At 61.8% G+C, this 24,427-nt stretch carries 23 protein-coding genes; 12 read left to right on the top strand and 11 right to left on the bottom strand.

The window, feature by feature from the left end; genetic code table 11:
- Window positions 1-20: 20 nt before the first annotated feature.
- From FM111_RS11725 to FM111_RS11710, 5 genes are all read left to right on the top strand, one after another.
- Window positions 21-1,103, top strand: coding sequence for an NAD-dependent epimerase/dehydratase family protein (locus tag FM111_RS11725; RefSeq protein WP_087141122.1), 1,083 nt, complete (start codon window positions 21-23; stop codon window positions 1,101-1,103).
- 2 nt (window positions 1,104-1,105) lie between these two features.
- Window positions 1,106-2,452, top strand: coding sequence for a UDP-glucose dehydrogenase family protein (locus FM111_RS11720; protein ID WP_087141121.1), 1,347 nt, complete (start codon window positions 1,106-1,108; stop codon window positions 2,450-2,452).
- A gap of 1 nt (window position 2,453) precedes the next feature.
- Complete coding sequence (gene rfbC / locus FM111_RS11715; RefSeq protein ID WP_087141120.1) at window positions 2,454-3,005, top strand: dTDP-4-dehydrorhamnose 3,5-epimerase; 552 nt, start codon at window positions 2,454-2,456, stop codon at window positions 3,003-3,005.
- A 198-nt stretch (window positions 3,006-3,203) separates the two neighbouring features.
- A complete protein-coding gene (locus FM111_RS16235; RefSeq protein WP_143276108.1) occupies window positions 3,204-3,971 on the top strand; it encodes a class I SAM-dependent methyltransferase in 768 nt (255 codons plus the stop codon).
- 14 nt (window positions 3,972-3,985) lie between these two features.
- Window positions 3,986-4,918, top strand: a complete 933-nt coding sequence (locus tag FM111_RS11710; protein WP_087141119.1) for an NAD-dependent epimerase/dehydratase family protein — start codon at window positions 3,986-3,988, stop codon at window positions 4,916-4,918.
- A gap of 94 nt (window positions 4,919-5,012) precedes the next feature.
- On the opposite strand, the gene FM111_RS11705 is transcribed toward FM111_RS11710, so the two are convergent.
- Window positions 5,013-5,597 (bottom strand): NUDIX domain-containing protein, encoded by a 585-nt coding sequence (locus tag FM111_RS11705; RefSeq protein ID WP_087141118.1) that lies wholly within the window; start codon window positions 5,595-5,597, stop codon window positions 5,013-5,015.
- 139 nt (window positions 5,598-5,736) lie between these two features.
- Between FM111_RS11705 and FM111_RS11700 the strand changes: the two genes are divergently transcribed.
- The 4 genes from FM111_RS11700 (at window position 5,737) to FM111_RS16230 (ending at window position 9,228) form a co-directional block, all read left to right on the top strand.
- On the top strand, window positions 5,737-6,507 hold the full coding sequence (locus FM111_RS11700; RefSeq protein ID WP_179205089.1) for an ABC transporter permease: 771 nt from the start codon (window positions 5,737-5,739) through the stop codon (window positions 6,505-6,507).
- 500 nt (window positions 6,508-7,007) lie between these two features.
- Window positions 7,008-7,688: a hypothetical protein gene (locus tag FM111_RS16470; RefSeq protein ID WP_218779210.1), complete on the top strand. Its 681-nt coding sequence runs from the start codon at window positions 7,008-7,010 to the stop codon at window positions 7,686-7,688.
- Window positions 7,689-7,729: 41 nt separating this feature from the next.
- A complete protein-coding gene (locus FM111_RS11690) occupies window positions 7,730-8,359 on the top strand; it encodes an ABC transporter ATP-binding protein (protein WP_256968237.1) in 630 nt (209 codons plus the stop codon).
- On the top strand, window positions 8,359-9,228 hold the full coding sequence (locus FM111_RS16230; protein WP_143276107.1) for a hypothetical protein: 870 nt from the start codon (window positions 8,359-8,361) through the stop codon (window positions 9,226-9,228). The genes FM111_RS11690 and FM111_RS16230 overlap by 1 nt, the downstream gene beginning before the upstream one ends.
- A 26-nt stretch (window positions 9,229-9,254) precedes the next feature.
- Here FM111_RS16230 and rfbA read toward each other — a convergent pair whose 3' ends face one another.
- The 3 genes from rfbA to rfbC (FM111_RS11675) form a co-directional block, all read right to left on the bottom strand.
- Window positions 9,255-10,133, bottom strand: coding sequence for a glucose-1-phosphate thymidylyltransferase RfbA (rfbA, locus tag FM111_RS11685; protein WP_087141115.1), 879 nt, complete (start codon window positions 10,131-10,133; stop codon window positions 9,255-9,257).
- Between the two features lie 64 nt (window positions 10,134-10,197).
- Complete coding sequence (gene rfbB / locus FM111_RS11680) at window positions 10,198-11,259, bottom strand: dTDP-glucose 4,6-dehydratase (protein ID WP_087141114.1); 1,062 nt, start codon at window positions 11,257-11,259, stop codon at window positions 10,198-10,200.
- A 14-nt stretch (window positions 11,260-11,273) separates the two neighbouring features.
- Window positions 11,274-11,849, bottom strand: a complete 576-nt coding sequence (gene rfbC / locus FM111_RS11675) for a dTDP-4-dehydrorhamnose 3,5-epimerase (protein ID WP_087141113.1) — start codon at window positions 11,847-11,849, stop codon at window positions 11,274-11,276.
- A 158-nt stretch (window positions 11,850-12,007) separates the two neighbouring features.
- Between rfbC (FM111_RS11675) and FM111_RS11670 the strand changes: the two genes are divergently transcribed.
- Entirely contained in the window at window positions 12,008-13,867 is a 1,860-nt protein-coding gene (locus FM111_RS11670) for a tetratricopeptide repeat protein (RefSeq protein WP_179205088.1), read from the top strand.
- Here the strand turns inward: FM111_RS11670 and FM111_RS11665 are convergent.
- The 3 genes from FM111_RS11665 to FM111_RS11655 are packed head-to-tail and all read right to left on the bottom strand — an operon-like array spanning window position 13,840 to window position 17,829.
- A complete protein-coding gene (locus FM111_RS11665) occupies window positions 13,840-15,156 on the bottom strand; it encodes a glycosyltransferase family 4 protein (protein ID WP_087141111.1) in 1,317 nt (438 codons plus the stop codon). The genes FM111_RS11670 and FM111_RS11665 overlap by 28 nt on opposite strands.
- Before the next feature lie 49 nt (window positions 15,157-15,205).
- The gene (locus FM111_RS11660) at window positions 15,206-16,141 is read right to left on the bottom strand and encodes a hydroxymethylglutaryl-CoA lyase (RefSeq protein WP_087141110.1); all 936 of its coding nucleotides are present in this window, start codon (window positions 16,139-16,141) and stop codon (window positions 15,206-15,208) included.
- Complete coding sequence (locus FM111_RS11655) at window positions 16,138-17,829, bottom strand: ArnT family glycosyltransferase (protein WP_087141109.1); 1,692 nt, start codon at window positions 17,827-17,829, stop codon at window positions 16,138-16,140. Before FM111_RS11655 ends, FM111_RS11660 begins: the two co-directional genes overlap by 4 nt.
- Window positions 17,830-17,933: 104 nt before the next feature.
- Between FM111_RS11655 and FM111_RS11650 the strand changes: the two genes are divergently transcribed.
- Window positions 17,934-18,671, top strand: coding sequence for a glycosyltransferase family 2 protein (locus tag FM111_RS11650; RefSeq protein ID WP_087141108.1), 738 nt, complete (start codon window positions 17,934-17,936; stop codon window positions 18,669-18,671).
- A 298-nt stretch (window positions 18,672-18,969) separates the two neighbouring features.
- On the opposite strand, the gene FM111_RS11645 is transcribed toward FM111_RS11650, so the two are convergent.
- From FM111_RS11645 to trhA, 3 genes are all read right to left on the bottom strand, one after another.
- Window positions 18,970-19,335 carry a hypothetical protein gene (locus FM111_RS11645; protein WP_087141107.1) on the bottom strand — a complete coding sequence of 122 codons (366 nt, stop codon included), beginning with the start codon at window positions 19,333-19,335 and terminating at the stop codon, window positions 18,970-18,972.
- A gap of 7 nt (window positions 19,336-19,342) precedes the next feature.
- Window positions 19,343-19,933: a polyhydroxyalkanoate synthesis repressor PhaR gene (phaR, locus tag FM111_RS11640; protein ID WP_087141106.1), complete on the bottom strand. Its 591-nt coding sequence runs from the start codon at window positions 19,931-19,933 to the stop codon at window positions 19,343-19,345.
- Between the two features lie 137 nt (window positions 19,934-20,070).
- A complete protein-coding gene (trhA, locus tag FM111_RS11635; RefSeq protein WP_087141105.1) occupies window positions 20,071-20,766 on the bottom strand; it encodes a PAQR family membrane homeostasis protein TrhA in 696 nt (231 codons plus the stop codon).
- A 183-nt stretch (window positions 20,767-20,949) separates the two neighbouring features.
- On the opposite strand from trhA, the gene FM111_RS11630 reads away from it, so the two are divergent.
- Complete coding sequence (locus FM111_RS11630) at window positions 20,950-22,125, top strand: acetyl-CoA C-acetyltransferase (protein WP_087141104.1); 1,176 nt, start codon at window positions 20,950-20,952, stop codon at window positions 22,123-22,125.
- A gap of 76 nt (window positions 22,126-22,201) precedes the next feature.
- Here FM111_RS11630 and FM111_RS11625 read toward each other — a convergent pair.
- On the bottom strand, window positions 22,202-24,427 hold a 2,226-nt coding region (locus FM111_RS11625; RefSeq protein ID WP_256968236.1), incomplete at its 5' end, for a S8 family peptidase.

The following is a 24,427-nucleotide window of genomic DNA, read 5'->3' as shown; positions in this document are numbered from 1 at the left end:
CTCTGATCTCAAGGAAAAACATGGCCAATCCTATCGTCCTCGAAGACCTCGAGCGCATGTATTCTATCGTCGGTCGTCGTGACCGCTTCGAAGGTTCGACGATCATTGTTACGGGATGCGCGGGATTCCTAGGCTTCTACTTCCTGCAGTTTCTCGTACGCAAGGCGGACGATCTCGGCATCAAGAAGGTTGTCGGTCTCGACACCTTCCTGCTCGACAAGCCCAAGTGGCTGACCGATCTGGTTGAGGAGTTCCCGTCGGTCCTGGATTTGCGCGCGTTCGATATTTCCAAGGACGACATCGCCAAGGTGGATGGCGCAGCAGATGCGCGTTTCGTGATCCACGGCGCCTCGATCGCCTCGCCGACCTTCTATCGCCAGTATCCGGTGGAGACGATCGACGCCAATATTTGGGGGCTTCGCCACCTCCTCGATTTCTATCGCGGTCGTGACACCCTCAAGGGTTTCCTGTTCTTCTCCTCGAGCGAAATCTACGGCGACCCTGACCCCCAGTTCATCCCCACGGACGAAGAGTATCGCGGTAGCGTTTCTTGCCATGGACCGCGCGCCTGCTACGACGAATCTAAACGTTTCGGTGAGACCATGTGCTGGGTTTACGCCAAGCAGTATGGCATGCCCGTAACGGTCGCGCGGCCGTTCAACAACTATGGTCCCGGGATGCGCCTAGGCGACAAGCGTCTGCCTGCCGACTTCGCGACGTGTGTGACCGAGGACCGGGACATCGTGATTCTGTCCGACGGCACGCCGACGCGGACGTTCTGCTACGTGTCAGATGCGGTTACCGGCTACTTGCTGTGCCTGCTGCACGGTCAGTACGACTATTTCAACATTGGCATCGAGAAGCCCGAAATCATGGTCAAGGATTTCGCCAAGCTTTACCAGCAGGCCGGTGCTGAGATTTACGGCTACAAGGGGCAGGTCTTCTACGAGAAGAGCGACGATCCCGAGTATATGACAGACAATCCTAACCGTCGCAGCCCGATCATTACCAAGGCGCGTACGATTTTGGGGTATGATCCGCAAATTCTCGTCGAGGAAGGCATTGGTCGCTACCTCCGATTCCTTAAGCACGAAGGTCAGTAAGCATGAAGCTCGCAGTCGTCGGCACCGGTTACGTCGGTCTCGTTTCGGGTGTTTGCCTGGCCGCCAAGGGCCACGACGTCACCTGTGTGGATATCAATCCCGCGATCGTGGATCGGCTCAACAGGGCTGAACCGACCATCTATGAAGTGGGGCTGCCAGAGTTGCTGAAGGAGGTTCGCGACAGCGGACGTTTCCGAGCGACTACCCAGATCACCGAGGCGCTGGATGGATCCGATCTAGTTCTCATCGCGGTGGGAACGCCGTCCGAAAACGGCGTGATCGATCTCAAGTATATTCGCCAGGTCGCCGGCGAGATCGGGGCTTATATCAAGACCGCCGGGCGCCACATCTCGGTCGTGGTCAAGTCGACCGTCGTGCCCGGAACAACGGACACTGTTGTGCGTGAGGAAATCGAAGCCGCGTCGGGCTTTAAGCACCCGGCTTTCGGCCTGGGCATGAACCCCGAGTTCCTGCGTGAGGGCGAGGCGATCGAGGACTTCGCCGAACCGGATCGTATCGTGCTGGGCAACGAGGATCCCGAGACGCTTGCCCGTCTGGAGGAACTCTACGCCCCGTGGAGCGTCGACAAGGTTCGGGTCAACACCCGCACTGCGGAGATGATCAAGTACGCTAATAACGCCCTGCTCGCGACGCAGATCTCGGCCGTGAACGAGATCGCCAACCTCGCGGCGGCGCTGGGGGGGATCGATGTGCTGGACGTTGTAGGCGGCGTGCACTTGGATAAGCGCTGGAATCCGATCTTGGAGGCCGGCGCGCGCGCTAAGCCGCAGATCCTGACCTATCTCGTGCCGGGTTGCGGCTTCGGCGGGTCCTGCTTCCCCAAGGACGTCCAGGCGCTTCGCAGCCAGGGCGAGCAGGAGGGGCTGCCCATGCGTATGATGAACGCGGTCCTGGACGTAAACGACGCCCAGCCGTCGCAGGTGCTGGATATTGTCGAACGCGACCTGCCGGACCTGTCCGGCAAGCGTGTGCTGGTGCTGGGTCTGGCCTTCAAGCCCGGCACGGACGATGTCCGTGAATCCGCCTCCCTGAAGATTGTCGATCAACTCGTGGCCAAGGGCGCCGACGTGGTCGCCCACGACCCCATCGCCGTCGACCACTTCAAGAAGGCGGTCGGGCCGGCAGGCGAACAGGTCCGCTATGTCGAGGATTGGGAAGCCGAGGTCGCGTCGGCCCAGGTCGTTATCGTCGCCACTAAATGGCCGGACTACGCCGTCCTGACGTCGCAAGATCTGTCGGGCAAGCTGCTGTTCGACGCCCGCAGGATGTTCCCGCCGGCTCAGGTCGGGGGCGCCCAGTATCTTTCCATCGGCCGACGGATCGCTTGAGATGAAGTACCAACCCACTGCCGTCGAAGGTTGTTTCGTGGTCTCGCTGGAGCCGCGCGGGGACGAGCGCGGTTTCTTCGCCCGGATGTTCGATTCCGAGGAGTTTGCCAGCATGGGGATGGACAGCGTCTATCCCCAGATCAACACTTCGCTGAGCGCCCTAGCCGGCACTTTGCGGGGGTTGCATTATCAGGTCGCGCCTCATGGGGAAGCCAAGTTGGTGAAATGCCTGAAGGGCTCGGCCTTCGACGTGGTTGTCGATCTGCGGCCAGGCTCGCCGACCTACGGTCAGTGGGCTGGTAAGACGTTGACGGACAAGAATCGATTGATGATGTACGTGCCGAAAGGGTGTGCTCACGGATTTATGACACTGGAGGACGATACCGAGATGCTTTACCCCGCATCCGGTCCCTACAATGGTCCCGCTGAGCGGATTCTGCGGTGGAACGATCCTCGTTTTTCTATTGAGTGGCCGCGTCAACCAAATGTCCTATCTGATAAGGACCGCGAAGCTCGCGACTATGATCCTAATTGGCACGGGCCAGGGTATTGAATTAAGTAAGAGGGTGCGGGCGGTATATTGTTCTACTGCCTGTTTTTGTGGCTTGTTGTGATGTTGGAGTCTTGGGGGAATACTGCCGTCTTGCTCTATTTGTGATCGGTTTGTTTTTATATTTCGTACTGGACGTGAGTTGGGTTGCTTTAGAGCTTTATCTATGAAGGTGTGAGCTGATTCTAGAAGGACCTACCTATGGTGCACGACCATTACGTAACTGGCGCTCCTGTACCTCAGAACATGATTGATCTTGTTCCCGGCTGGGTCTCTAAGTTACCGAGCGAGGTGCCTGTTGAGGCAGGGAATCTAAACCTGTTCGTCGATCCGCGAGTTGACTGGGCAATGGAGCGCCTAGGGGGCGTATTCGGCGAATCTATCCTTGAGCTCGGGCCGCTAGAAGCTGGACATACCTATCAATTAATAAGAAACGGGGCGCGCTCTTTGGTCTCTATAGAGGCTAATCAGTTAGCGTTCATGAAGTGCTTGATAGTAAAAGAACTATTGGGAATGACGAGGGCGTCATTTCTTCTTGGTGATTTTTCATCCTATCTAGCTGAAAACTCACTCCGTTACGACCTGATCTGGGCGTCCGGTGTTTTGTACCATATGCCTGACCCCATTTCTCTTCTCGAAAATATATCAAAAGCATCGGATCGAGTTTTTATCTGGACGCATTACGTTGATGTCGAGGAAATGCCTCTCGACGATCCGCGGCGTGCGCCTATTGTTGGTGAAGATGTTGTTTCGTGGCGTGGCCACAATATAAAATTGTATAGACGTACCTACTTTGATGTTGCCCAAAATGCTAATTTTACTGGAGGAATTGAGACTGAGCCCGCATGGATGGAGAGGGAAGGCATTCTCTTAGTTCTTAAAGAGTTGGGATATGCTAAAATGGATATCCTTCCGGGCGATCCCAATCATTCTGCGGGCCCCAATTTCTGTGTTTTGGCGAGTAGGTAGTTAAGGGGATTGGAATGAAAATTCTGCTGACTGGCGCGAGTTCATTCACGGGGTCATGGTTTGCGTCGGAGCTGGCTGCAGCGGGCCACGACGTGACTGCGACCTTCCGCGGGGCCATGGAAAGCTATGTGGACACGCGCGCAGAGCGCATTGCGGGCATTTTGGATAAGGTCGAGCCGGTCTGGGGCGTCGAGTTTGGTGACGACGCTTTCTTCGATGCGCTTGGGAAGCGGCCCTTTGATCTTGTCTGCCACCACGCCGCAGAGATGACTGACTATCGCAGCTGGGATTTCGACGCGATCGGAGCCACGGCCAAAAACACCCGTGGCGCGCGCCGGCTGTTGACCGATCTTGCCGAGAGAGGCGGAGGGAGGTTGATGCTTACAGGCAGTGTCTTCGAACCTTACGAAGGCGTGGGCGACCCCGATCAGCGCGCTTTCAATCCATATGGGCTTTCCAAGCATCTGTCGTTCGAGGTTTTCCGTCTTGAAGCGGAACGCCTCGGTCTTTCTCTCGGAAAGTTTGTGATTCCTAACCCGTTCGGTCCTCGGGAAGAATTTAGGTTCACCTCCTACCTTGCTCGGGAATGGTCCCTCGGAAAACGGCCGGTTGTTGGAACACCAGCCTATATTCGCGACAATATTCACGTCTCCTTGCTGGCTGCAGCCTATAGGGAGGCGTGCGATGGCTTGCCGCTGTCGGCCGGGCTGACTAGAGCGGCGCCAAGCGGATATGTGGAACAGCAGGGTGCCTTCACGCACCGGTTCGCCCGAGAGATTGCCGCCAGAACGCCGTGGGAATGCGATTTCGCCAACGCCGACCAGCAGGAGTTTCCGGAGCCTTTATTCCGAACCAACGCTGATCCCCATCCCATCAAGAGTGAGTGGTCAGAATCTGACGCCTGGGATGCTCTCGCGGCCTATTATCTAAGAATGTTCCCAGGGTAGGGGAGGCTAACGCGACCAAGCGTTTCCAGCCTGCATACGGAGACACCGTAGGGCATCGTTGGTTGTCTTTGGCGGCGGCGAGTGGGCAAATGACTTAACGAAACAAGAAAGGCTTGGTCGCCATCAGATACAGGACCAGAACAAGTAACTTTAGGTCCGAAAGTTGACCGCTGATCGCAGCGTTCCGTAAATCGACCAAGGCGATCTCGTAAGTTTCGATCATTTCATTTTCATCGGCGAGGCCTCCACCCGGTCCTTGGCGGTCCGTCAGACTATAGGGCGCGACATACAAGCAGGATCGTTCGGTGGACACGCCGGGCATCGTCCAGGAATCGACGACGAGCTCAAGAGAAGTCAGGGCAAGCCCAACTTCTTCGAAAGCTTCTCGCCGGGCGGCCTGTTCAGGCGTTTCGCCTGAGTCTATCAGGCCGGCAGGGCACTCGAGAATGCGTGTCTCCTCGCCCCGATGAAGGAGCGAACTGCGAGGCATGGAAATGACGGTAGCCACGCGGCGATCAGGGTCAAACGGTAGAACGACGGCGGCGTCGCCGTGGTGCTCGACGTGCCGCGCACCTAAGCACTGGCCTGACTGAGACAGTCTGACCCTGTGAACCTGGAGCCAATCCGAATAAACGGCCTCGCTTCGCGATATCCGGGCGGTTTCTATAATCGGCTTCATGATTGCGGCCGCATGATACAGGTGGTTTGGCACGGCAGCTACTATAGCATTGCGTCTGAGCCGGGTTCAGCGCAAATGTTCACATGCCGACTCATGCTTTGACTTCGGCTTAATTTCCAACGATCAAACTCGGGTTTGTATGCGAGAGATCAAAAATCAGGCGCGGATTATCGGTGCCCTTTTGATGCGAGAACTGATCACGCGTTACGGGCGTGAGGGCTTGGGGTTTCTGTGGCTGGTCCTGGAGCCGCTGATCTTCTGTTTTGGTGTCATGGGGATGTGGGCGCTAATTAAGCCGGAGTACGAACATGGGGTTCGCATCGCCCCGTTCATAATGACAGGCTATATGGGGCTGCTCCTTTTCCGCCATATGGTGAGTGCTTCGATGGGGGCGGTGCAGGCCAACATTGGCCTGCTGCATCATCGGCGGGTTAAACCCATTCACATTTATTTGACGCGCGCCATACTGGAGACAACGGGCGGAGCCTTAGCGTTTATGGTCGTCTATGTGACGCTTTTAATCCTGGGCGTGGTGGAGCTGCCGTCAGACTATCTGACGCTTTACAGCGGCTTTCTGTTGATGGCCTGGGTGGGGATGGGGTTCGGAATCACTCTCGCATCCTTGGCAATCCGATTCGAAGTGCTGGATCGAATCGTCTCGGTCGTAATGTATCTCATGATACCCTTATCCGGGGCTTTCATAATGGTAGACTGGCTGCCCTACGCTTACAGAGATATCTATCTGCTGGTCCCGCTTCCTCACACGATTGAGATGATGCGCGCGGCAGTTTTCGGTGAGTTTGTTACCACTCACTATAATCCGTACTACCCTCTCTACTTTGGGGCTGTGTTGAATGTTGTTGGGCTTTTAATCTTAAGTGACGCCCAAAAATTCATTGAAGTCGACTAAAATCAGGTTCCTTAAAAGCGATGTCTGAAGCCAATATCCGATTTTTGAGGCCTATTTTGCGCCCGCAGCAAGGAGTTTCGCCCTCTGGACGGCGTTCCTTGCCTTGGGTTTTTATTGCTCTCGTACTGATACCAACTGCGGTCGCGGCGGTTTATTTCCTTATGATCGCTTCGCCTAGGTACGTGTCCGAGGCGCAGTTCATCGTTCGGTCGTCCGAGGAGAGAACCGTAAGTTCTTTGGGGGCGGCTTTGGAGGGGGTGGGTATTGGCGGTCAGTCAGCTAATGCTCATGCTGTACTGGAGTATATAAAATCTCCTGACGGTCTAGCCGAGTTGTCGAGAACGGTTGATGTAAGGGGTGCTTACGCTAGACCAGGAATAGACGCATTCTCGCGTCTACCTCGCCCATTCTCGGATTCTTCGAACGAGACATTTAGGAAGCAGTTCAATTCGTACATAACTGTTGGGTATGATTCCCAAACTGGTATTAGCACTTTGCGAGTGCAAGCTTTTGCTGCGGCTGATGCACAGCGAATCGCTGATGGATTGCTGAATGGCGGTGAGGCACTCGTCAATCGTTTGAGCGAGCGGTCTTCAGCGGATGCTGTCGCTCAGGCTGAGCGCAATGTGATTGAGGCGCAGGCTCGCCTTGATCGATCCCTTGGAGCATTGACAGCGTTCCGAAACCGCGAAGGGATCATTGATCCCACAAGCAGCGCTCGAGCGAGCGGAGAGCTTGTGGGGCAGCTGAGTTTGAACCTCGCTACGATGCAGGCCGAACGCAATCAGATTGCTATGGACACGCCGAACAGTCCGCAGCTGCCGATTATCGACGGCCGCATTCGTGCTTTGGAGCGGCAAATCGCTATCGAGCGTGCAAAGATCGTTGGTGACGCTTCATCATTGGCACCCCGGATTTCAAGCTACGAGAACCTTCAAACTGAGCGTGAGTTTTCTGAGCGACTACTTGCTTCTTCAACAGCTGCCTTGAACGCAGCACAGCTCACAGCGCGGAGTAAACGGCTCTATATCGACCGTATCGTGAATCCGGACCGTCCTGACCGAGCCGTGGAGCCGCAACGCCTATTGTCCTTACTGACTGTTTTCGCGTCTTTGATGTTGATCTACGGGCTTGGATGGCTGGTGTTTGCTGGAGTTCGTGAGAGCCGCGTTCACAGATGACGTCAGAGACTGTTATCGGCCTGCGGGTTAAGGACTTGGGTATGACTTACCCAGTCCACGGCGCTCGCCCTGTCTTCAAGGGACTTGAGTTCACGTTGGGCGAAAAGGGCCGGATGGGCATCCTGGGTCGAAACGGCCAAGGAAAATCCACCTTGATCAAGATACTGGGCGGTATAATGCGGCCAACGTCTGGTAGTGTTCAGTGGAACATGAAGGGCTCTTGGCCGATCGGCTTTGGTGGGGGGTTCCAGGGAAGCCTGACAGGTATTGATAACATCCGATTCATTACGCGGGTGTACGGTAAAAAATTCGATGCAGTATTTGACCGTGTAGAGGGATTTGCAGAACTAGGAGCCGCGCTGAACAGGCCTGTGAAACATTATTCGTCGGGCATGCGGGCGCGTCTAGCCTTTGGTTTGTCGCTGGCCATCGAGTTCGATTGCTACCTGATCGACGAGCTGGTCGCCGTAGGCGATGCTCGGTTTCAGCGGCGCTGCAACGAAGAATTGTTTGAACGCAGGGCGGACCGCGCCTTTCTGATGGCTTCGCACGACATCCACATGATTGCTGAACTCTGTGAACGCGCCCTTGTCATCGAGAGCGGACGGGCGAGAATTTTCGACGACGTGCACGAGGCCGTCGACGTCTACACATGGCTGAGATCTAGCTAATGGGGGCGGCTGAGCGTATCTGGCTTGTCCAGGCACCATCCTTAAGCGCGCAGGCTTGGCGAGACGTTCTGGCTAAGGCCTGCCTCGAGCGTGGGTGGGATTTCGCCGTTCATGAGCGAGGAGATGAGCTCCCAACCGGCGTTCCAGACCGCTCTCTATTGATAGTGGCTTGGTTTGATGAGGCGGAAGAATCTGAGGGCACTCGCCGGGCGGTGCAGTTGTCTCCACCATTGGAAGCGGTCGCCGTTTTTAAGGCTCAGTGGAATCTGGACGATCACGATGCCTACTATTGTGCGTCCCAAAGGCTTGCTGCGGCGTGGGAGGTGTTTGAGCGGGGCGCATCATTAGTGAGTTGGTTCGACGATGCGGCAATCGAACTTGGGAGCTTGGGGCGGATTGCAGGACCGGAAATTCAACCTTCGGTTGACGCCGCGCTTGCAGATCATCCGCTTTCGATGTTCGAGCGAGGTTCACGAGCCGGGGAGCGGACAACGTCGTGGAGCCCTGGAATCTTTCTCTATCCGGACGCGCGTCCCAGCGAGGGGCCAATAGGCTCGTTCCCCTTGCTGGGGCGTCGTCGTCTGCTGATGAACGGACCCAACATCTCCCTGCCGGCTGGCTCGTGGAGCTTTGTGGCTGAGATTTCGATAGAACCTCCAGGCAAAACCGAACTTCTGGTCGAATGGGGCCACGGGCACGACGTCGCTTCTATCCTTACCCCAATCAGCGTCGCTGGGAGGTATGAGCTCTCTCTCACAAAAGAGTGGGAAACATCATGCCCGGCTGATTTTAGGATTAGTCTTATGATTCCTGCGCTTGATGGAGATTTTTGCTTCCATGGCGGCATTCTGACGCGCAACTTTGGTTGAGTAGTCAGTGAATGTTGTGGCGCTAATTAAATTTTGAGGCCCCGTTTAAAGCGTTGGTGAAGGTACAGACCATACTCTGACTTGCCTAAGGTGTTGGCGAGCCGTTCTAGCTGACCTGCGTCTATAAAGCCCTTTTCGAAGGCGATTTCTTCAGGGCAGGCGATCTTAAAACCCTGGCGTTTCTCAAGTACGCGAACAAATTCCGCAGCTTCTAGCAAGCTGTCGGGTGTGCCTGTGTCGAGCCAGGCAAAGCCTCGCCCCATAACCTCGACAGATAGTTTATTCCGTTCGAGATAGATGCGGTTGACGTCTGTTATTTCGAGTTCGCCGCGATGTGACGGCTTTAAAACTCGCGCGATTTCCACCACTTCAGCATCATAAAAATAAAGACCTGTAACAGCCCAATTCGACTTGGGCCTAGTTGGCTTTTCCTCAATGGATAAGGCGCGCATTCGGCTATCGAAATCGACCACGCCATAACGCTCTGGGTCAGTGACGTGATAGGCGAACACCGTCGCCCCATCAGAGCGGTCTATGGCGGTAGTAAAAAGCTCTGTTATGCCGTGCCCGTAGTAGATGTTGTCGCCCAGAATAAGTGCTGACGGACTTGCCCCGACGAAATCTGCGCCGATGATATACGCCTGCGCCAACCCGTCGGGCGTGGGCTGGACGGCGTACTGTATCTCCATTCCCCATTGTGAACCGTCCCCAAGTAAGGCTTTAAAATTGGGGGTATCTCTTGGAGTCGAGATCACAAGGACCTCCCTAATTCCTGCAAGCATCAGGGTTGATAGGGGGTAGTAAATCATTGGTTTGTCGTAGACAGGCATGAGCTGCTTCGATGTGACCAGTGTCATTGGGTGCAGACGGGTTCCGGATCCACCGGCGAGTATGATGCCTTTCATTGAATTAGATTCCGTTATGTTCTCTGTATGTAGTATCTTGTAATTTTAATTTTGTTCTGATGGTTTAGTGATGGTTGTTTCTGAGCCCGGCGCGTTTCGTGCATTGACCTGCATTTAGGATGTCCTTCCACCAGGTCTGGTTCTCCAGATACCATGTTACCGTCTTCTCGATCCCCTGTTCGAAGGTGATTGACGGTTCCCAGTCTAGGTTGTCGCGGATCTTCGATGCGTCGATGGCGTACCGATGATCGTGACCCGGGCGGTCGGTGACATAGGTGATCTGGTCGGCATACTTGCCGCCGGGCTTGGGCCGCACCCGGTCCAGGATCGCACAGATGGCTGTCACCACTTCGATATTCTTGCGCTCGGCGTTGCCGCCAATGTTATAGGTTTCGCCGGGCCTGCCCTTCTCGAACACAGCCTGAAGCGCGCGGGCGTGGTCATCGACAAACAGCCAGTCGCGCACATTGGAGCCGTCGCCATAGACCGGCAAGGGCTCGCCGTTCAGGGCGCGAATGATGATCAGCGGGATCAGCTTTTCAGGGAAATGATAAGGACCGTAGTTGTTGGAGCAGTTGGTCACCAGCACCGGCAGGCCATAAGTATGGCCCCAGGCGCGGACCAGATGGTCCGACCCAGCCTTGGAGGCCGAATAGGGCGACCGAGGATCATAGGCAGTCGTCTCGGTGAAGAAGCCGTCCGCGCCGAGCGAGCCAAAGACTTCGTCGGTCGAGATGTGATGGAAACGGAAGGCGGCTTTTTCGGCCGGGGGCAGGGTCTGCCAATAGCGCAGCGCCTGATTCAGCATGACGAAGGTGCCGACCATGTTTGTCTGGACGAAGGTGTCGGGTCCGTCGATAGAGTGATCGACATGGCTTTCGGCCGCGAGGTGGGCGACGACAGCGGGCTTGAATTCGCGCAGCGCGCGGGACACCGCATCGGCGTCGCAGATATCGGCCTGAACGAAGCTGTAGCGGCTGCTGGACGCAACCGGCTCTAACGAACTCAGCACGCCTGCATAGGTCAGTTTGTCGAACACGAAGACCTCATGGTCAGTGTGTTCGATCAGGCGCCGCACCAGGGCCGAGCCGATGAAACCGGCGCCGCCGGTGACCAGGATACGCATCGGTTCTCTCACGATCAGCGTGCGGACAGCGGCTTGAGCGGCTGCCCGTTGTATTCAAAGGGGCTTTCGAACTCGGTCAAGAAGGGCAGGGCCTTGTCCTTGTCGGACAGGACCGCGCCCGAGGCGGGCAGAGGCCAGTCTATGCCGATGGTCGGATCGTTCCAGACGATGCCGCCGTCGCAGTCCGGCGCATAGACGTCCGACACCTTGTAGGCGACCTCCACATTCGGCTCGAGGGTGATGAAGGCATGGCCGAAACCGACCGGCACGAACAGTTGCTCTCCGCCCTCGGTGGTCAGCTTCGCGCCCACCCATTCGCCATAGGTCGGCGAGCCGCGACGCAAATCCACTGCATAGTCCATGATCGAGCCTCGAACGCATCGTACTAGCTTGGCTTGAGCATGAGGGGGGCGCTGGAAATGCAGGCCGCGAATCGTGCCGGTTTGCGCTGAGAACGATTGGTTATCCTGAACGAAGCGGACGTCGAAGCCCACAGCCCTGGCGCGCGCCTCGGAATAGGTTTCCATGAACCAACCGCGCGTGTCACCGAAGCGCGGCGCGTGAAGCAGGACAGGAGAGGAATTTATCATGCCGGGAATCACGATCGCAATGTAGTTTTGAGTGTGTGCCTAATATCTAGCAGTCGTTCTTCCATGGTACGAGAAATGAAATCAACACATCGGCGCTGTTCTTCGTGAGGCTTTTTAACACCCTGAAAATGCGCCTGCTTGGAATTCGGCGGGAGCGGATGCGTCGCCGCTTTGGGGCGACAGCGGGGGACGATGCTCGCCGTTTCAACCGGCTGGATGACGCCATAACGGCGTACGAAACCTATCTGGCGAGGGCGCCGCATGATCTAGGTGTCCAGCTTCGCTTGGCGGGCGTGCTGCGTGAGGCGGGGCGATCAGAAGAGGCAGCTATTCGCTTGGCGAAGTTGGCCGAAGTCCGACCGGACAAGGTCAAAGTCAAGCTTGCCCTGGCAGATACCCTGGATGAAATCGGATCGCTTGATCGGGCCAAGAGCATCTATTCTAGCGTTCTGGAGGACGATCCGTCGAATGGATTCGCACAGGACGCCCTGACCAAGATCGTTCACGCGGCGGCGGCTCCCGACTTGGCGCAACCAGCTGCGCCGGCTGCGGGCGGCGGCGCCAGATTCGTGAATGTTCTGATTGCTGCGGCCGGCGCCTCGGCCGCGTCGGTCATGGCGACCGCTCGTTCGGTTAGATGTGCGCCGAACATAACGCTGTCCGTTTCAGCTCCGGATTTCGAGGGGGAGCTGTCCACGGAGGAGGGCTTTGTCATCAGTACAAGTGGGCCCGATAGAGCCGAGGATGAAACGGTCACCCTTCATGTGGAGGCTGGCGTGGTTCTAAAGGCGGGGGCGTTGGACTGGCTCCTCTGGGCGATCGCCCAAGGAGCGACTGCGGCCTATGCTGATCATGAAGATTCGAGCGGAAAGGCTGTGCTTCAATCGGCTCCCGACCGTTTTGATCTCGCCACAAACCCCATTCCTCCATCCCTCGTGATTTTCCAGAAAAGTACACAGGGAGCGACCGTGCCCATCTCTGAGAGACTTGGCGAAGCCATGGCAGTGGGCTTGGTCATGCATGTACCGCTGGTGTTGTCACGCGCGGGTAAGGCGCGCTCCCAGGCCCTTGAGAGCGCGCCCAGCAATAGCAATGAAAATCATGTACTTGTCGTGATCCCAACACGAGATGCGGTGGATGATCTCGTCGTAATGGTTAGAAGTCTCTTGAACCTAGCCGCGCAGCCTAGTTCTCTGGAAATCGTCGTCGTCGATAATGGCAGTCAGCAGAGCATTGTGCCGGAAGTATTTGGGGATGCATGCGGTGCCATAGTCAGCGTTGTCCGCATCGATGAATCCTTCAACTGGTCGAGACTGAACAACCTGGCTTGTAAGGGACGGAACCAGCCGATCATTGTTTTCGCCAACAACGACATGGAAATGTTGGCGGCCGGTTGGGACGATCACCTTCGAAGCCTCCTGAACATGGACCGGGTAGGCATTGTCGGTGCGCGTCTACTCTATCCCAATGGCCTGTTGCAGCATGGCGGCATCGTCATGGGCGCGCTCAATGGTGAACCGTTGCATGATGGGTGGCGCGTCAAGGGGGAGGACGCTGGCCCTCTTGATCGATGGATCCGACGGCGGCCGGCAACGGCGGTGACCGGGGGTTTTATGGCGGTGCGTCGTGCCCTTTTTGAAGCTGCTGGCGGCTTTGATGAGGTAGATCTGCCGATTTCCTGCAGCGACGTAGATCTCTGTTTGAAGGTGGGAGCACTGGGCTGGACGGTGTTGTACGCGCCGGAAATTGAGCTGCGACACCACGAGTCGTTAACACGTGGTCATGCTCAGGATGGCGCGGAACGGCGTCGCGCCGAAGCGGAAATGGCGGTCCTGCTGGCGCGGTGGGGCCAGCGGGCCGCCTATGATCCGACCAGGAACCCTCAATGGGAGACGAGAGGCGTTCGCCTCTATGCCGGGCGGCGGCCTTTGACGACAGATCAGGTGGTGGATTGGGCGCTAAAGACCGCCAGCCGCCCCGAGACGTCGTTTCAGGAGGATACGCCCACCTTGGCGTAGAGATCGCGAAGTCTTTCCCGATAGGCGCTCTGACTGAATTTAGCCGCTTGGACCCGCCCGCGCTGCGTGGCGTTGGCACGCCAGTCAGGGTCCTTGTCCAACATCCTTATGCCTCGGCTGATGGCCTGAACGTCATAGGGATCGACTTGGAGCGAGGCATCGCCCGCGACTTCGGGCAGCGAACCCTGATCGGAAGTTAGCACAGGCGCCCCCAGGCTCATGGCCTCAAGAACCGGCAGGCCGAATCCTTCATAGAGGGATGGAAACAGGACGCCTTTGGTCCCTCGGATTAGGCTGACCAGCATCGGGTAGGACATGTACTCATATTGGTGAATACGGCTGGCGGAGCCGTGTACCTTGTGGGCCTGGTTCAGGAGTGTCGTCTCGGGTTCGGACATCCAGCCCGGTCCGCCGACCACTACGAGCGGTGTTGAAACACCTGACGCCAGATAGGCCTCGACCAACCGGCCTAGGTTTTTCTTCGGCTCGACGGCGCCGAAATGCAGGAAGTAGGCGCCCCACTCCAGTCCGAATGCCGCTTCCAGCTCGGTCTCCACCTCCGCCTGGGGGCGGTTGACGAGAGCCGCCGGCAGGCTGACCGCCTGATATGTGTTGGTGACGCGGTCTTCCGACACCCCCAGCATGCGGATGACGTCCTGCCGGGTGGCCTCTGACACCACGGCGATATGATCCGCTCGTCGGGCCACTTCACGGCACATGTCGAGAAACAGCGGCTTGTTGTTCAACGTCGTGTGCGGCAGGCGCAGGGGGATCAGGTCGTGGATGGTGTAGATGTTCGGCGCGTTGCGCGCATGGACCGGCATCAGGGTCGTCCAGTGCGCCACGGCCGGCGCTGCCGAATGCCTGTTGTCAAACGTCACCGGCGTGCCGCGTCCGTGCTGTTTGAACGCTCTGTGCGCGCGCTGGAAAAGGTCGCGGGCTACCCAGCACTGGTCCACCGGCGGTCGTGCGGCGTCACCGCCTGGCCAGATGACATCATCCGAAGTCTGAATAGGGCGAAGCGTGCGGCCCAGGGGGCTTAGGCGGGTGCTCAGATCGCGAGCGATGCGCTGTTTCAGTCGTAGGGGAACGGCGGGGCGTTCGGGGTCCAGCAGCGCCACCGTCTCAAAGCCCTTGAGCTTGTCTGTCGAAAGGACAGGGCCGAACATGGCGCTGGTCTCAAAGCCGAGCGAGCGCGCAGTATACAGGAGGTTCCGGCTATAGGTGGCGATACCCGTGCCTTGGGGGCGAACCAAGTTGAAGCCGTCGATGCAGATGGCGCTCGTCATGATCAAGTTCTCGGGTGGGGACGTGGCGAGGGCCTAGCGGCTCTGGAAGTCAGAATGACGTGGCCGACCATCCCCCCGCGCGGCTGAGCGCGCTGGGGTTGGGCTTGCCGATCTGGGCGCCGATCCAGCGGGCCGTGTCGATCAGGGCGTCCAGGTCGTAGCCGGTCGCGTAGCCCCCGCGCTCCAGCATGTAGACCAGATCCTCGGTGGCGATGTTGCCGGTCGCCCCCGGCGCAAACGGGCAGCCGCCGATGCCGCCGACTGAGGCGTCCAGCACGTCCACGCCCGCCTCGACGCCCGCATAGGCGTTGGCCAGGCCGGTGTTGCGGGTGTCGTGGAAATGCAGGCGCAGGGTCGCGTCCGGCGCGGCCTGACGGGCGGCCTCGACCTTCTTCGTCACGCTCCAGGGATCGCCGACGCCGATGGTGTCGGCCAGGGCGATCTCCTCGACGCCCAGGGCGGCGATACGGGCGACCAGGTCGCTGACCTGCTGCACCGAGACCTCGCCGTCGAAGGGGCAGCCCCAGACGCAGGACAGGGTGGCCGACAGCTTCGGCGTGGCGCCCGGCGCGCCGTCTATGCTGCTTGGCGCATTGGCGCGGCCCGCCACGATCTCGGACAGCATCTGCACTTGCTGGTCGACGCTGAGGCCCTGGTTCTTCAGGCCGAATCCGTCGGTGACGGACATGGCGACGTTGACCTCGTCCACCGCCGTGCCGAGCGCGCGGTCATAGCCCTTGCCGTTCAAGACGAGGCCGATGCGGCTGCGGCCCTCGACGCGGGGCAGGGCGGCCATGACCTCTTCGGCGCCCGCCATCTGGGGCACGTATTTGGGGTGGACGAAGCTGACGGCCTCGATGCGCTTCGCCCCGGCCGCCTCTAGCCGCTGGACGAAATCGGCGCGAACGGCGGGCTCCAGCACCGTCTTCTCGTTCTGCAGGCCGTCGCGCGGACCGACCTCGACGATCTGAATGAAGCGGCTCATCGGCCCGTGCTCCTTTGATTGGCGCTCCGCTGGCCCGATCCTGCGGGGGCGTAGACGGTCAGGCGCACGTCGTCGCCCGAGGAATAGTTGTGGCCGCTGACCACGCCGACGGCCCGCCCGGCGGCGCCCAGATCGGCCAGGGCGCGGCGGAAGGCTTCGTCGTCGCCCGCCTCGACGATGGCGGGGCGGCCCTCGGCCAGGGCGCGCGCGGCGCCGGCGCCGTCGGTCAGCTGGGTGTCCTTGCCGGTCAGGAAGACGAAGCTGGGCTCGTGGAAGGTGGTGATGGCCACCGGTCCCGGATAGCGGCCCTGGGCCGGGCTCAGCTCGGCCGATTCCAGCGTCTGGACCAGGCGCGGCGCGATCGACAGCGGGCGCAGCTGACGGATGGTCCCGGCCAGACCCGCGTGGGCCAGAACGCCGAAGACGATGGCGATCAGCACCCCGGTGATCGCCGCACGGTTGACCAGCAGGAAGCCGCCTATCGCGGCGGCCATGACGGCGAAGACGATGGTGACGGTGGCCCAGGTCTGGGCGGTCGAGCGGCCGAACTCGGTCAGGCCGTAGACGGTGATCAGGCAGATGACCACGGCCGCGAACAGGCCCAGCAGCGCGCCGGTCACGCGCGAGACCTTGCCGATCGGCTGGGTCAGGGCGGCGGCGGCCAGCAGGGCGATCGCCCCGAACGTCGGCAGGGTGTAGTGCCACAGCTTGGTCGGCGCCAGTTCGAACATCAGCCAGGCCGGGACCAGCCAGCAGACGGCGAAGCGGATGGCGGGCTCGGCCCGGCGGCTCCAGCCCGTCGACAGGGCGGCGGGCAGCATCAGGGTGACGGGGAACAGCAGCAGCGGCGACAGCAGCACATACATGCCGGGGAAGCCGCCGTGGCTTTCGTGCGCGCCCGCGATCTTGGGCGCCAGATCGCCGCCGATGGCCTCGCGCCAGAAACCGCCGTCGGTGGCGATGGTGATGGCGATGGCCCACGGCCCCACCAGCAGCGCCACCAGCGGCAGGCCCCAGCCCCAGCCCAACTGACCCAGCCACTTGATGTTCCGGTCCCAGAGCGACAGAGCGATGATGGTTAGGGCCACGACCAGCAGGCCGATCGGACCCTTGATCAGGATGGATAGGCCGATGCCGGCCCAGAACAGAAGCTTGTGCAGCCGGTTCGCCTTCTCGCCCGCCCGCGTGGACATGTAGATGCGCGCCAGCGCGGCCATCGACAGCGTGGTCAGGCCCGCCAGCATGGCGTCGGTCTTGGCGATGCCCGCCTCAGTCGAGAGCAGGAAGGTTGCGCCCAGCATAGCGCCCGCCAGGAAGCCCGCCCTGTTGCCGAACAGGGCCGCGCCCGCCCAGGCTACGGCCCAGGCCGCCAGCATGGCGCCCAGCAGCGACGGCAGGCGATAGGGCTGGATATTGCGGTCCTCGACGTCCGAGGTCGCGGCCACGGCCGCCGCCTGCATCCAGTAGATGCCGATGGGCTTCTTCCAGCGCGGATCGTCCTGGAAGCGGATGTCGACATAGTCGCCGCCCTCCAGCATCTGGGCGGTCGCCTGGGCGAAACGGCTCTCGTCCCGGTCCAGCGGCGGCAACAGCATCAGGCTGGGCAGGCCGGCGATCAGGGCCAGCAGGGCTGCAAGAACAGGGCCGCGCCAGCCGGCGATGTAATGATCGAGGTTCGGGCGGTTCATGCCGCTGTCGTATCACGCCCGATGCGTCGCCCGGAAGCTTCACCTTCTTCACCGGCTGTGGACGCGCCGTTTCGCCGAGGCGCGGCCTGCGCTAAGGAGGGCCGATGATCGACCGCTCCGCTTCCTCGCCCGACATTTCCGTCGTCGTGCCCGTGCATGATGAATCCGGCGCCGCCGTGCCCCTGGCCCGTGAAATCGCCGAGGCCTTCGCCGGGCGGTCCTATGAGATGATCTTCGTCAACGACGCCAGCCGGGACACGACCCTGGCCGAGCTGCAGGCGGCGATGGCCGAGCTGCCCGCCCTGCGGGTGCTGTCGCACGGAACCAACGCCGGGCAGAGCCGTGCGGTGCGCACCGGCGTCCTGGCCGCGCGGGCGCCGATCGTGGTGACGCTGGACGGCGATGGCCAGAACCCGCCCGCTGATGCGCCGCGTCTGGCCGATGCCCTGCTGGCGGCCCCGCCCAGCGTCGCCCTGGTCGGCGGCGTGCGCGCCAAGCGCCAGGACACCAACGCCAAGCGTCAGGCTTCCTTGTGGGCCAACCGCATCCGCAAGAAGCTGCTGGGCGACGACGCCGACGATACGGGCTGCGGGCTGAAGGCGTTCCGCCGCGACGTCTTCCTGCGGCTGCCCTACTTCGATCACATCCACCGCTACCTGCCGGCGCTGATGATCCGCGAGGGGTATGAGAACCGCTACCTCGACGTCGATCACCGCCACCGCGAAACGGGCCGGTCGAAATACACCAACTGGGGCCGGCTGCGGGCGTCCTTCTCGGACCTGCTGGGCGTGATGTGGCTGAAGTCCCGCTCGCGCCGTCCGGGGGACGTCAGCGAGTTCTGAGAACGGCCATACAGCGTAGCCGCTCCATTCCACGCCGTCATCCTCGGGCTTGACCCGAGGATCCAGTTGTCCGCCTGCTTAACGGTCGGGAGTGAGGGCGCTGCTGCGCTGGATCCTCGGGTCAAGCCCGAGGATGACGGCAGGAGAGCAGGGCGCCGTCGCGCCTAGCTGAACGCCAGAAAGATCACCGCCACCACAGTCACGTCGAGCAGGCGGGCGGTAAGGCTGAAAACGGCGGGCATGGCGCGATCCGAAAGCGGTTGAGCCTTCGCCTACGCAAATCGGGCGCCAGTCGGCGTCAGATCTCGGTCTTGCGTGATCGTCCCGGCGAGGGGCGACGGTCATGCCGCCCCGAATATTCCCGGCCCAGATAGGTGGTGCGCGCCGCATCCAGCACTGGCGCTCCGCCCTTCAATCCGCGCTTCTGCCCCGACTGACCCAGCACCTGGGCGGCGAAGGCGGCGGGCGGCGGGGGCGGTGTGACGGCAGGCTTTGCCGAGGAGGCGGCAGGATCGGCCGCCTCTTCCGACGTTTCGGTCTCGGTCGGGACCAGGGCGCGCGCGCGCCGCCGCTCGCGATGGCGGCGGTCGCCTTCGCGGCGGTCGTCCACGACAGGGTCGTTCAGCGGCCCCGACGCGCCGATGGGACGGATCTCGTCCGTCACGTCGGCCTCAGCCCTTGGACTGGGCGAGGCGGTCGATCTGGGCCCGCATCTCGTCCATCTGACGGCGCATCTCGTCCAGAGCCGCGCCCCCGGCCGCAGATTCGGCCGCCTTGGGTTCAGCCGCAGGAGCGGGGGCTTCGGTCGTCTCGCCTTCCGGGCGGGCGTGCGCGAAGCCGGGGAACATCCGCATGGCGCGCTCGAACATGGCCATGTTCTGACGCACGGCCTCTTCCATCAGATTGCCGCCGGGCGCAGCGGCGAAGGCGCGCGTGAACTGGCCACGCAGCTGTTCCTGCTGGCGCGTGAAGGTGTCCAGCGACATCTCCAGGTAGGACGGCAGGACCCCCTGCATGGAGTTGCCGTAGAAACCGATCAGCTGGCGCAGGAACTGCACCGGCAGCAGGGCCTCGCCCCGGCTTTCTTCCTCGAAGATGATCTGGGTCAGGATCTGGCGCGTCAGATCGTCATTGGTCTTGGCGTCATAGACGACGAATTCCACGCCCTCGCGCACCATGCGGGCCAGATCGTCCAGCGTCACATAGGCGCTGGTGGCGGTGTTATAGAGCCGCCGGTTCGCATACTTCTTGATGACGACCATGCCGTCACGGGTTTTTCCGCCCTCGGATTTCTTGTCGGCCACGCTTGTTCTCGCGATGTTGCAACGCCCAAGCATCCCGCATTGCGCGCGCGAAGGCGAGTCCCGTCTTTGGCGCAGGGCCTGTTGGGTGTGGGCGCTCAGCCCTGGACCAGCACCACGCCGATCAGGATGGCGGCCCAGTGCACGCCCGCACCGGTGACGACGAAGCCGTGCCAGATGGCGCGCCGGAACTTCACCTTCTGGCGGATGAAGACGAAGACCCCGGCCGTATAGATCAGCCCGCCCGCGACCAGCAGGCCCAGCGCCAGCGGATGCACCGTCTCGATCATCGGCTTCAGCGCGAACACCGCCACCCAGCCGAACAGGACGTAGATCACGCTCCAGAAGGCGTCGGACAGGCGCGGGGCCAGCATCTTCACGCCCGCCCCGACGATGGCCATCGTCCACACCGCCAGGGTGAAGCCGACGGACCATGCGCCCTCGAATCTCACGGCGGTGAAGGGGGTGTAGCTGCCCGCGATCATCAAGAAGATGGCCGCCTCGTCCAACCGCCGCAGCACCGGCCGCGCCGCGCACGGGTGGGTCAGGTTGTAGACGGTTGAGGCCGTCAGCATGGCCACCAGACACAGGGCGTAGATCGCCGTCGAGACCGCCGCGCCAACGCCTGCATAAACGCTGGCCAGAACGGCCAGGATCACCCCGCCCGCCGCCGCCAGCGCCAGACCCACGACGTGCACCCACAGATCGGCCAGGCGCTCGGCCCGCGTCTGATAGTGTTCGATCATGTCCAGATCGTCGGGGGTGCAGATCCGACGCGCGAGGGCTTTCAGCATGATGGGGCTTTCAGCAAGGTCACGTCTCCTTCCCCTTCTGAAAGCACGGCGCAGGGCATCGTTCCCGGAGGATGGTGCGGCGCGGCGATGACGTTTTGCTGATTGCTGCATCGCAACAGGTGACGTGCGTCTGCGAATGCGGCACAACCTCGCGCAAAGAATTTCTCCAGGGAGTGAATAAAAATGACCGACGTCGTCATCGTCTCCGCCGCCCGCACGCCGGTCGGCTCCTTCCTCGGCGCCCTGTCGACCCTTCCGGCCTCCAAGCTGGGCGAGGTCGCCATCAAGGCGGCGCTGGAGCGCGCAGGCGTGGCCGCCGCTGATGTGGATGAAGTGATCCTGGGCCAGGTGCTGCAGGCGGGCGCAGGGCAAGGCCCGGCGCGTCAGGCCGCTATCGGCGCCGGCCTGGCCAATGAAACTCCGGCCTGGAGCCTGAACCAGCTGTGCGGCTCGGGCCTGCGCGCCGTGGCCCTGGCCTATCAGCAGATCATGCAGGGCGACGCCAAGATCGTCGTCGCCGGCGGCCAGGAGAGCATGAGCCAGTCGCCGCATACGGCTCAACTGCGCAACGGCCAGAAGATGGGCGAGCTGGCCTTCAAGGACAGCATGCTGCAGGACGGCCTGATCGACGCCTTCCACGGCTACCACATGGGCCAGACGGCCGAGAACATCGCCGCCAAATGGTCGATCGACCGCGCGTCTCAGGACGCCTTCGCCGTCGCGTCGCAGAACAAGGCCGAGGCCGCCCAGAAGGCTGGAAAGTTCGCCGACGAAATCGTTCCCGTCACCATCTCGACCCGCAAGGGCGACGTGGTCGTGGACCAGGACGAATACATCCGCCACGGCGCCACCATCGAGGCGATGGAGAAGCTGAAGCCCGCCTTCGTCAAGGACGGCACGGTGACGGCGGCCAACGCCTCGGGCATCAACGACGGCGCCGCCGCGCTGGTGCTGATGAGCGCCGATGAGGCCAAGGCGCGCGGTCTGGAGCCGCTGGCCCGCATCGCCTCCTGGGCCACGGCGGGCGTCGACCCGGCCATCATGGGCACCGGCCCGATCCCAGCTTCGAAGAAGGCGCTGGAGAAGGCGGGCTGGACCGTCGCGGACCTGGACCTGATCGAGTCGAACGAAGCCTTCGCCGCCCAGTCGCTGTGCGTGGTCAAGGAGCTGGGCCTCGACCCGGCCAAGGTCAACGTCAACGGCGGCGCCATCGCCATCGGCCATCCGGTCGGCGCCTCGGGCGCCCGCGTCCTGACCACCCTGCTGCACGAGATGAAGCGCTCGGGCGCCAAGAAGGGTCTGGCCACCCTGTGCATCGGCGGCGGCATGGGCGTGGCGATGTGCGTCGAGCGCGCCTAAGCGCGAAGCCACAGGCGGAAACAGGAAGGCCGGCGAGCGAGCGCCGGCCTTTTTGCTTGCGCCCTATAACCCCCGCTCAGAACCCCCGCCGCCAGCTGCCCAGCAGGGCGTAGCCGGTCGGGGCGCCCGCGCGGTGCTGCTCCTCGCGGCTGGCGACGGCCTCCAGTTGCAGCCAGGAGCCGCCGGGCAGGGCGTGCAGGCTGCGCACGCTGAAGTCGATCTGCCGCCCCGACGGCGCGGCCGAGAAACGCCGCTCCGAGAAGGTCACAGGATCGAAATAGTCCAGCGGCACGTCGGCCAGATAGGCGCTGAACGTCCCGTCCTCGATCCGCAGCGGCTGGGAAACCTCCCACGTCAGGCTGCGGCAGCCCAGGGCCTTGGCGAAGGACCACGCCGGGCAGGCCGACTGCAGCGAGGCGCGCCACGTCGAACTGAGCGCCGGGGCCGACAAATGCAGGAACCGCCCCTCCAGCTCGGTGCGGCCGACGCCCGCCTCGCCCGACAGGGTGAAGCCGCGTCCCAGCTCCACGTCCGCCCCAACCGCCGCAAAACGGGTGCGTGAAGGCAGGGCGAAGTCCGACTGCGTCGGCAGATAGGCGCCCAGCGGCCCCATCCGCTCGTCCAGGGCGCCCAGGCTGAACGACAATCCCCCTCGGTCTTGGCCGCCGTTCTCGGCGCGCCAGTCCAGCCCGACGCGGGCATAGGTCGAGGCGTCGCGCTCGACCGGACGCAGCGGCGCGCGCCGGTCGCCCGATCCGCTCTCGGCGCTGAAGGTCAGGGCGCCGAAGTTCAGGGCGCCGCGCAGGGCGTGATCCGCCTGGCTCAGCGCGACGAAGCCGTCGCCGGACCCGCTGCGGAACGGCGAGCGCGCCCCGCCCTGGCCCTGCCAGGCCGAGAAGGACAGCCGCCCGGCCTGAACGTCGAACAGGGCCTCGCTGCGCGGCTCGTCGCCTAGCCACGGCGCGTCATAGGGGCCGTAGCGCGCCACGAGCGGCTCAGGCAGTTCAACGGGCACGGCGGCGGCCAGGGCCAGCCGCGTTCCGCCGGGCGCGTCCATCGACACCTGCGACTGGCGCATGGGCGTCGGCGTCTCCGGCTGCCAGCTGCGGCGCGGCGCCGGGCCGTAGGCCAGGCCCAGGTCGACCCGGAACAGCCGCTCATATTCGTCATAGGCGATGGTGTTCAGCGCCCCGGTCCGGCCCATCGCGTCCCCGAACGGTCCGCCCACATGGGCGCCGGGCGCGACGGCGATGCTCATCGGCCCGCCCGCCGCCATGGGCGCAGCGGTGACGCCTACGGGATGGAAGGCGCGGACGATGCTCAACAGGCCGCGGCCGTAGACGATGTCCGTGCCTTCATCGCCGACCTCATTGGCCGTTCTCAGAAGGATCTCGACGATCTCCTTGCCGGAAAGGTTGGGGAAGGCCTCTTTCAGCAGGGCCATGGCGGCGGCCACCGCAGGCGCAGAGAAAGAGGTCCCGCTGACGCGCCAGCAAGAGGTGTCCTCGCAGTCCACCACGACGCTGGCGCCGGGGGCGGACAGATACCAGTTCTGAGCGACTCCGGCGCGGTTGGAGAAGTCCGCCATCTCGTTCAGATTGTTATGGGCTCCGACCACGATGATGCCGCCCATGAAGCGGGGGTCGATGGCGTAGCGGCCGGGCCAGTCCGGATTGGCCTTGCTGTCGTTGCCGGACGCGACGGCGAAGATGACGCCCTGGCTGATTGCGTTCTGCAGGGCGTTCTCGAACAGGGGCCCCATGGGGTCTTCCCCGCCGAGTGACAGGTTGATGATCCGGGCGCCGTTGCGAACGGCGTAGTTGATCGAATTGGCCAGGTCAGAACTGCGGAAGCAGATATCGTCGTCCACATCCTGACAGTCGCTGATGTCGGCGCGGATCGACAGGATGGTGCTGTTGAAGGCGATCCCCACCGTGCCGAAGTCATTGTATGGCGCGGCGATCACGCTGGCGACGCGCGTGCCGTGGCGGTCTGTGCCTTCGCGCTGATCGCGTCCTGCAACGATGTCCGTCGACAGGGGCGAGATGTTCGTCCCCAGGTCCGGGTGGTTCATCTGGATGCCGCTGTCCACGACGGCCACCGTGACGCCCTTGCCCGTGGCGCCTTGCTGCCAGGCGGCTGCTGCGGTGGTGTTGAAGACCCCGTAGTTCCGGTGAAACTCCGCCGAATTCTCGGAAGGGCTCCCATCGAGCGGCGGATAGGGCGGGGGTGTCGATCGGAGCCTTGAGCCTGCTGGCCTTTCCCCTGGCCGCCTGTGGAGGTGGCGGCGGCGGGGCTGGCG

Source organism: Brevundimonas diminuta 3F5N, assembly GCF_900163625.1.
In the GTDB taxonomy this organism is placed as follows: Bacteria; Pseudomonadota; Alphaproteobacteria; order Caulobacterales; family Caulobacteraceae; genus Brevundimonas; species Brevundimonas diminuta_A.
This window is presented reverse-complemented; position numbering and strand designations above follow the sequence as displayed.

Coding starts and splice junctions, on each gene's coding strand:
- FM111_RS11725 (WP_087141122.1), top strand. CDS start 21: ATGGCCAATCCTATCGTCCTCGAAGACCTCGAGCGCATGTATTCTATC.
- FM111_RS11720 (WP_087141121.1), top strand. CDS start 1,106: ATGAAGCTCGCAGTCGTCGGCACCGGTTACGTCGGTCTCGTTTCGGGT.
- rfbC (WP_087141120.1), top strand. CDS start 2,454: ATGAAGTACCAACCCACTGCCGTCGAAGGTTGTTTCGTGGTCTCGCTG.
- FM111_RS16235 (WP_143276108.1), top strand. CDS start 3,204: ATGGTGCACGACCATTACGTAACTGGCGCTCCTGTACCTCAGAACATG.
- FM111_RS11710 (WP_087141119.1), top strand. CDS start 3,986: ATGAAAATTCTGCTGACTGGCGCGAGTTCATTCACGGGGTCATGGTTT.
- FM111_RS11705 (WP_087141118.1), bottom strand. CDS start 5,597: ATGAAGCCGATTATAGAAACCGCCCGGATATCGCGAAGCGAGGCCGTT.
- FM111_RS11700 (WP_179205089.1), top strand. CDS start 5,737: ATGCGAGAGATCAAAAATCAGGCGCGGATTATCGGTGCCCTTTTGATG.
- FM111_RS11690 (WP_256968237.1), top strand. CDS start 7,730: ATGACTTACCCAGTCCACGGCGCTCGCCCTGTCTTCAAGGGACTTGAG.
- FM111_RS16230 (WP_143276107.1), top strand. CDS start 8,359: ATGGGGGCGGCTGAGCGTATCTGGCTTGTCCAGGCACCATCCTTAAGC.
- rfbA (WP_087141115.1), bottom strand. CDS start 10,133: ATGAAAGGCATCATACTCGCCGGTGGATCCGGAACCCGTCTGCACCCA.
- rfbB (WP_087141114.1), bottom strand. CDS start 11,259: ATGCGTATCCTGGTCACCGGCGGCGCCGGTTTCATCGGCTCGGCCCTG.
- rfbC (WP_087141113.1), bottom strand. CDS start 11,849: ATGATAAATTCCTCTCCTGTCCTGCTTCACGCGCCGCGCTTCGGTGAC.
- FM111_RS11670 (WP_179205088.1), top strand. CDS start 12,008: ATGCGTCGCCGCTTTGGGGCGACAGCGGGGGACGATGCTCGCCGTTTC.
- FM111_RS11665 (WP_087141111.1), bottom strand. CDS start 15,156: ATGACGAGCGCCATCTGCATCGACGGCTTCAACTTGGTTCGCCCCCAA.
- FM111_RS11660 (WP_087141110.1), bottom strand. CDS start 16,141: ATGAGCCGCTTCATTCAGATCGTCGAGGTCGGTCCGCGCGACGGCCTG.
- FM111_RS11655 (WP_087141109.1), bottom strand. CDS start 17,829: ATGAACCGCCCGAACCTCGATCATTACATCGCCGGCTGGCGCGGCCCT.
- FM111_RS11650 (WP_087141108.1), top strand. CDS start 17,934: ATGATCGACCGCTCCGCTTCCTCGCCCGACATTTCCGTCGTCGTGCCC.
- phaR (WP_087141106.1), bottom strand. CDS start 19,933: ATGGTCGTCATCAAGAAGTATGCGAACCGGCGGCTCTATAACACCGCC.
- trhA (WP_087141105.1), bottom strand. CDS start 20,766: ATGCTGAAAGCCCTCGCGCGTCGGATCTGCACCCCCGACGATCTGGAC.
- FM111_RS11630 (WP_087141104.1), top strand. CDS start 20,950: ATGACCGACGTCGTCATCGTCTCCGCCGCCCGCACGCCGGTCGGCTCC.